Raw genomic sequence first — 3,735 nt, forward strand, 5'->3', positions numbered from 1 at the left:
CAGTCATACTATTTTCCTTCTTTGGGTTAGTATAGCCTCTTAGCAGTTGTCCAATTTAATTATGCCACTACACTTTCCATACCTTTACCCTTATGGTAAGCGTTCAGCTCAAGAATGGTGCATTACCAAATGCGAAAACGCTTAGAGCAATGGACGAATTGACGAAACGTCCTATACTCAAACTTGTGAATGATAAAGTACTAAAAGATGCTATCGATAGTCTCAATAGTAAAGTCAGTACAATGTCGTCAACAGCTGGTATTGTGTTGAGTGGGGGTTTGATGCTGTTTCAATCACGAGCAATGCTATCTAACCTAGAAAAAATGGGGACGGATAAAAGCCTATCGGAAAATGCTGAGTTAGGTACAGCAGCCATGGGAGCCACTATGATGGTTGCAAGTGCTTCTATTGAGCTGGCGGCAAATATCACTCAGTTTAGTGCTGTTACTCAAGAGCTAAAAATGAAGGCGGCAAGTAGAAGCCTACGAGCAGCAACGATTGGTATGTATGCAGGGTGGATTGAAGTTGGCTACTTATTAATCTACAAGCAAAATAATGATATTTCTTGGGGTATTATAAATTCTAATATAATAGGTGTTGCAGCTTTTTCATTAGCTGGGCGTGCTTTAGCAGAAGTCATGGCGAAAAAAACAGGCGCTCGTTTGAGTGTGATGATTGTACTAAGTGAAGTTGGGGGTATCGCATTATTTGCCAATCCATACTTTCTAGCAGCGGTTATGATTATAGGGTTAGGGACTAGCCTATGGTCATACTACAAAATGGCAGTGTATGATGACAGTCCCAAAAATTTAACAAATATTGATTACTGGCTAGATTTTGGTGTATTTGGTAAGCGGGAGTTGTTGAGTGATGAGTATACGAAAGACAACCCATTTAGGAATACATCTTCTTTTACTAGTGCAGATGACGAGGTTAGTGCATTAGCTTTAGTCCTAAAAAAACAAACGATTAAAATAACTGTTGATAATGGTATAACAACGAAGAGTACCATAAAAATAACAATAGAATCTTACTTACCGTTGCATGAGAAAGATAATATTAAGTATGAAATACTTAAGCTTTATCACTCGAACTACTCTCGAGACTACCTAAGCTCTGAACCAAAAATTATGAAAGACGAAAAAGAAGATGAGACAACTAAAGGTCTATTACAATTAAAGGATCTTCTTAAACCTGAATCTCGTGAAGAGGTTTTCTCAGGTATCATCGGTAAAAGTAGTGCACCCAAACCTCAGCTTGCTGAAGGGCTATATAGATATCATTATCAACAATCAAAAGGAGGTTATATACTGGTGCTTGAGTTTGTAAGTCATGACGCTGAATTTGCGGTTAGCGCTATTGGCTTTTCTATGACGACAATTACGAATAGCGGAATACATGAGTATACCTCTAGTCTTACAGAGACTCAACAATTTCATAAAAATGAATATGATAGGTTTAATTCAATTTCAATATAAGATATAAGCGTTAATACCTTTATGAACATACTACCTGCCCAAGATACTACTGATATTACCTTATTACCTAGGCCTTATAGTGACGTAGTGGATGCTGAAAAAGATCATCCGAACATGCTGTACGTAGCAAAAGATGTGCGAGGCATCACCCCTTATGCATTGACCTTTAATGATGTGGGTAAAAGTATGCTTAATGAGGGGGGGCTGATAATGATTATTGGACTCTTAATTCTTTTCATAATAATGTTACCAACAATGATTTTTGAGAGTTTTTCAGAAGGCTTTTTTGGAATTGTTACCTCATTTATTATATTTCTAATTTTTTTTGGCATTCCCTTTATCATGATACGCAAAGTCTCTAAACTCACCGATAGTGATGTACCAATAGACGCCTTTGATAAAGTCGACCAGCGCATCTTACAGTACGATGTCACCCGAGAAGATGGCAAAATAAAAGTAGACTACCATGGCATCAACGAATTACCTTATCAAGACATTCATGCCAGTGTCAAAAGCGTCAACATCGTCAGTGCAGGCGGTATGAGTAGAACTTACTTCTTACAACTCAACTGGCTGGATAATAAACGCAACATCGTCAATCAACTGGTTTCCTCCTTTCCAGCGACATCCGACGCCTATGCCCGCGCACAGTGGCAGTTTATCCGCAACTACATGGAAAAGGATGCCGATAGCCTACCGCCCATCACACCCTTTGACCCACCGAAGACGACTAAAGAACACAAGATTTATCTCTATACAGATAGCATCTTACCCAGCTATGGTGTCACTCAAAACTTTAAAGTATGGCCGTGGTATATCCCACTGCTGGTACTACAAGCATACGTCAAACTGGGTGGTGGCTGGATACAGTCTAAAGGCCGTAACATCATAAATGAGCCGCAATACCAGCATCTACAATACCCACGGGACAAACCAAATCCTTATATAGATCCCAATATAGATCCGTATCGTCTCAAGGTCATAAATAACCAAAGCCAGCGTTTTCTGTGGCGCTGGCGCATTATTTGGATATTACATACGCTGTTTATACTTAGTGTTATTGGGTTGTTTTATGCGCTGTTTTTAGGCTATTTGGATGATTATTAGAGGCGTAGTAGAGAAGATTGAATCGGGCAAAGTTTAGCGTCCGATGGAATGCTGGCGCGGCATGGCCGCCTACCGCATCATCTGTGAACCTAACTTAAGTCAATTACGCCTGAACAGTCATAATCGCCGTCATCATCATCTCAGTCTCAGTGAGCTAATTACCGATATTATCAGTCCATACGATATGAACGTTGAGATTGACGAGCGCCTCAGTGATGACAGCAACTATCATATTCAGCACAGCGTCCAATACAACCAAACCGATCTTGCTTATCTAACCCAATACCTTGCTCTCTATGGCATCACAGGCTATTACCGTCACGACATCGACAAGCACACTCTAATCTTACTACCTAGTGATGGAGAAGAATTGCGTCCTGATGTCAATGATATCCAAAGCATCCTCAGTCAAAACCCTGCCAACCTTGCTGATAGACAAGACCGCATCACTGCCATTCGTCCCCGTATTGCTCAGCATACTCAGCAAAGCGACTTACATCGTTATGACAGTCGCTTGATGAGTATCTATACTGGCAGTAGCAGTAGCGAGCAACCTATCGACTCATCAAACAGCACGCATCAGCGCTTTATGCACAGTCATAGCCGTTTTGATGATGACAGTCTCGATAAGCTCGCCACCCGCTACCAGCAGAACCAGCAGCAGCGTGCCAATCTAGGCAGCCTCACTGGTAATATCCGTCATCTGAGTTTGCCAAGTAGCCACTATATCGATGGCAACCCTTATTTAACCGATCCCATCAGTTTAGTGTCTATTCATCAGCACATTAATAATCATATTCCTACGGATTGGTTGGGGGCAGCACCCTTTGATCCTATTACCTTGCAGTCCAATACGAACCATGATAATGATGACGACAATGATAATAACGTCCATCATATCAGCGCCTGCTACCTGCCATTTCCGCACCATCACCATATTCCCTATGGGGAACAGCTGGACAAACTTGGACAACCGCATCCGAGCCTGACAGGTCTGATGAGTGCCAGTATTATTGATACAGACAGCAGCGCCATTACTCATGACCGTAACCATCGTGCGCATATTAGATATCACTGGCAAAGCGAAGGCGACGACAGCGCGCATTGGATACCCATCGCCAGCCACCTCGTCGCCGACCACATGGGACTG

The 3,735-nt window shown here is 41.8% G+C and carries 3 protein-coding genes; all 3 read left to right on the forward strand.

Going from position 1 to position 3,735, the window contains the following annotated elements; genetic code table 11:
- Nucleotides 1–149 precede the first annotated feature (149 nt).
- Nucleotides 150–1,478, forward strand: a complete 1,329-nt coding sequence (locus tag ACT3SX_RS14355; RefSeq protein ID WP_442070119.1) for a hypothetical protein — start codon at nucleotides 150–152, stop codon at nucleotides 1,476–1,478.
- 21 nt (nucleotides 1,479–1,499) lie between these two features.
- Nucleotides 1,500–2,585, forward strand: coding sequence for a hypothetical protein (locus ACT3SX_RS14360; RefSeq protein ID WP_087816092.1), 1,086 nt, complete (start codon nucleotides 1,500–1,502; stop codon nucleotides 2,583–2,585).
- 43 nt (nucleotides 2,586–2,628) lie between these two features.
- Nucleotides 2,629–3,735 (forward strand): contractile injection system protein, VgrG/Pvc8 family (locus tag ACT3SX_RS14365; RefSeq protein WP_442070120.1); only part of this gene is annotated, 1,107 nt, incomplete at its 3' end.

Source organism: Psychrobacter sp. AOP31-B2-9 (assembly GCF_052378005.1).
Classification (GTDB): Bacteria; Pseudomonadota; Gammaproteobacteria; order Pseudomonadales; family Moraxellaceae; genus Psychrobacter.